1 protein-coding gene and 2 pseudogenes are annotated in these 3,274 nt (G+C 40.8%); 2 read left to right on the forward strand and 1 reads right to left on the reverse strand.

Translation table 11 applies throughout. The features are described from left to right. Positions 1-293, forward strand: a 293-nt coding sequence (locus N4310_RS08005; RefSeq protein ID WP_262092758.1) for an LPXTG cell wall anchor domain-containing protein, incomplete at its 5' end; no start/stop codon positions are given. A 100-nt stretch (positions 294-393) separates the two neighbouring features. Here the strand turns inward: N4310_RS08005 and N4310_RS08010 are convergent. Further along, positions 394-543 (reverse strand): annotated as a pseudogene (locus N4310_RS08010) (IS5/IS1182 family transposase); the annotation flags it as partial. A 401-nt stretch (positions 544-944) separates the two neighbouring features. Between N4310_RS08010 and N4310_RS08015 the strand changes: the two are divergent. Next, positions 945-3,274 (forward strand): annotated as a pseudogene (locus N4310_RS08015) (Rib/alpha-like domain-containing protein); the annotation flags it as partial.

The following is a 3,274-nucleotide window of genomic DNA, read 5'->3' on the forward strand; positions in this document are numbered from 1 at the left end:
AACGGATCGTCAAGAAAACTTACACTCTGAACGAAGAGACTGGTGAGGTGACAGAAGTTGTTACTGAGGAAGAAATTTCAGCAGTGAAGCGTGTGATTAAACGTGGAACGATGAAACCAGTAGAAGAGTGTCCAGTTGTTCCAGCAGTAGATTGTCCAGTACCGACAGCTGCAAGTCCGGAAGTGAAAACTCTTCCAGAAACTGGAACTGAATCAGGAGCAACTCTAGCTCTAGCAGGAGCAGCTAGCCTCCTAGCCGGTGCAGCCCTAGTAAAGAAAAAAGAAGAAGACTAAGACGCAATCAAGTCTAATCGAACTTCAAAATAGCCAAAGAGGCTGGGAGTGATCCCAGCCTCTTTGTTGTTATGAGTGTTTTGTGGAATCCCTGAAAACTGACGATGTCTTCTAAACTCATTTTGGGTTTATGGCCACCCTTATAGTGTTTTGCCTGATAAGTAACTGTCAAGATTTCTAACATTTTTTCAAAAGTTATTCTCTCAACACCAACTAGGCGTTTAAAGCCTGCATCGGAAAGTTTTTTACTCCCAAATTATTCATACCTATCATAAAAATCAGGTGGAATCGTTGATAATCCAAGGATTCCGCCTGGTTTTTTTAGTTATCATATGAGGGCACCTCTAAAAACTCAATCCCTAAAAATCCAAACGTTGATTTATCAAGGTTTCAATAACTTAATTTGCAGAAAAACGGAGGTATTTAGAGGTGCCCATGAATAATTCGGGTTACTGGATTCATAATCCATAGCTTTAGTTTATCATATTATAGTTTTGCAGGAAGTCTATTCCAGAATTTGAAACTAACCAAATGTAACTTTCTCGGGTATTTTTTTATCAATTATAAAAATATATATTCTTTGTCAAGTTTAGTGTTTTTGTATAATTTTATGGTATACTTAACTTGTATCATTAGAATTAGGAGGATACTATGTATTTTAATAGGAAAGGTGTAAAACAAACCAACTGGCGTATGGTCAAAAAAGGGAAACATTTCTTATTTGGCTGCTCACTTGTGCTAGCTCTAGGGGCTAACTCTATGGTAGGTGCAGATGAGGTTACAGTTGGGGAGGAGCCTGATACGGATTCTTCAGTAGTCGCGACTACCGATCAAGATGATACGGATAGGACCGATGAAGTGGAAACAAGGACTTATCAAGCTCCATTAACAAACCAAGTTATGGTCCAAGATTCCTCTAATAAACTTGAGGGAGAGGAGACTCAAGCTGAGGAAAAGAAAGTAGAAGTATCTGATGAGGAGATTGAAGAGACTCAACCAATTGCTTCGGAAGATACAAGGCCCCCAAAAAAATCTGTAGAATCCTTGACTTCTGTGCAGTCACTCAATCAAAGTGAATCAGTTGCTGTAGCTAACAAGACAGTTATCAGTAGCCCGATACTAGAAACTGTTATTGAACCTACTACTGTGTCTACAGAAGCAGTAGAGACAGCTTCTAAAGATTCCCTAATGGATTCTTTGCCAACTATTGAAGCAAAACAGGCGAATCCAGTTATTGAGACTAAAGATCTACTCGAAAACACAGCTACTGCTCTCTCCAATATGGAGAATATGAACCACTCATTTGAAGCGGCTTATACAGTTTCTCGCTTCCGTTCGGCTGTTCGAGCAGCTAGTCTCGGTGCTGATCAGAATACCCCGCCATTTGATATTTCGGAGGCGATTTATTCTCCGGGTAAAGACATGCAAGATAAAGGCTATCAAGGTAAAGCTTGGCTCTACCGTGATGGGACACTGGATGGAACTAACAGCAATTCTAAGATGCTGTCTGATGTCAAAGTTTATATTCAGTGGGTTAATGGTAAGGGATTTGTTTCACCAGTCTATTACACGAAGACTAATCCAGATGGTAGTTTTGTGATTGATTTGTCAAAACCAATCGTTGATGCTTCTGGGACATCACATAGCTTCCAGCTGGCTGGAGATACAAAATTTGCGGTTCGTACATGGGTTGAAAATCCTGATCCAGCTAAATATAATATTATTCAGCATGGTGATAAAACCTACGGATTCCACACGAGGACCAATCGTAAGAATGAATCATGGGATTTCACGGCTGGGGTTAATAGAATTGTAAATTCGCATGTTATCCTCCAGGAAAAACCGTTCACAGAATCTTGGCTAGTGAAACCACAAGCAGAGTGGAGTAGTGCTCCAAGTAGTAGCGGTGAGTGGCCAGAAAAAGGGAACTATGGAACTCTTCGTGGTACGGTTTGGTATGAAAATGGAGATGCTCCGGGGACTTTAGCCAATCAATGGATCAACGGTGGAGTACTTCCACAAGCCAAGGGAGATCAAAGCGCGACAGGCGTAAGAGTTGTTGCTTCTTATGTCAATGATGAAGTCGCTCGTTTATTTGACTCTTGGAAAAATACACATAAGAACTATACATTAGAAGAGTTTGCGGCAGCTCAGAAAAAAATCGTTACTGATTACCAAGCGGCCAATGGAGTTGGTTCACATATTGCTGAAAGTGTAGTGGGTGTTGTGAAGCCAGATGGCTCTTACTACATTCCATTTAAGGGATTGTATGGTGTATCTCGTACTCAGCAAAATGCAGGTTTACGTATTTCTTGGAAAGTATCAGATGCAGAGTATGGAAAAGTTGTTTCTGATAAAGATGCAGATAATAGTGCATTGATGAAGTGGAATGGGACAATCGGGCAAAAACATCGCCATATCAATAGTGATTATGTCTACGCTGCTCCAGTTACTGATGATTATGCTGTTTGGTCAAATAACTACCAAACAAATATGTTCCAAAGTACTGCGGATACCTTAACCAAGGCTTTAGAATCCGATAATAATGACTGGCAAAATTTTGCTCTCCTCGCACACCAACCAAATCATGATGTCTTAGTTTATGATACAACAGATAATAAGGCAGCGCCTGGTACAACCGTTGAATCAACGACATCTGGTTTAATGCCAAATCGGGAATACCAAATTCAGTGGTTTAAAAATGGCGAGCCAATTGGTTCACCAACAAGTATTACAGCGGATGGTGAAGGTCGAGCGAAATCTGTACCGATTACGGTAGAACCAAACTTAAGTGCTCCAGCTATCTATACTTCAGGTGTCTTTTTCAAAGATGTACCGACTTCGGATATTTCAGCCGCTCTTGCTTTAGATTCATTTGTGGCAGATGTTGCTAAAAAAGCAGATACGCTTGACCCTGCCTATGAAGACAAGAATGTCGTTCCAGGAACCCCTGCAACCTCAACACCGGCCTTGACTGACAA

Source organism: Streptococcus danieliae (assembly GCF_025447695.1).
In the GTDB taxonomy this organism is placed as follows: domain Bacteria; phylum Bacillota; class Bacilli; order Lactobacillales; family Streptococcaceae; genus Streptococcus; species Streptococcus danieliae.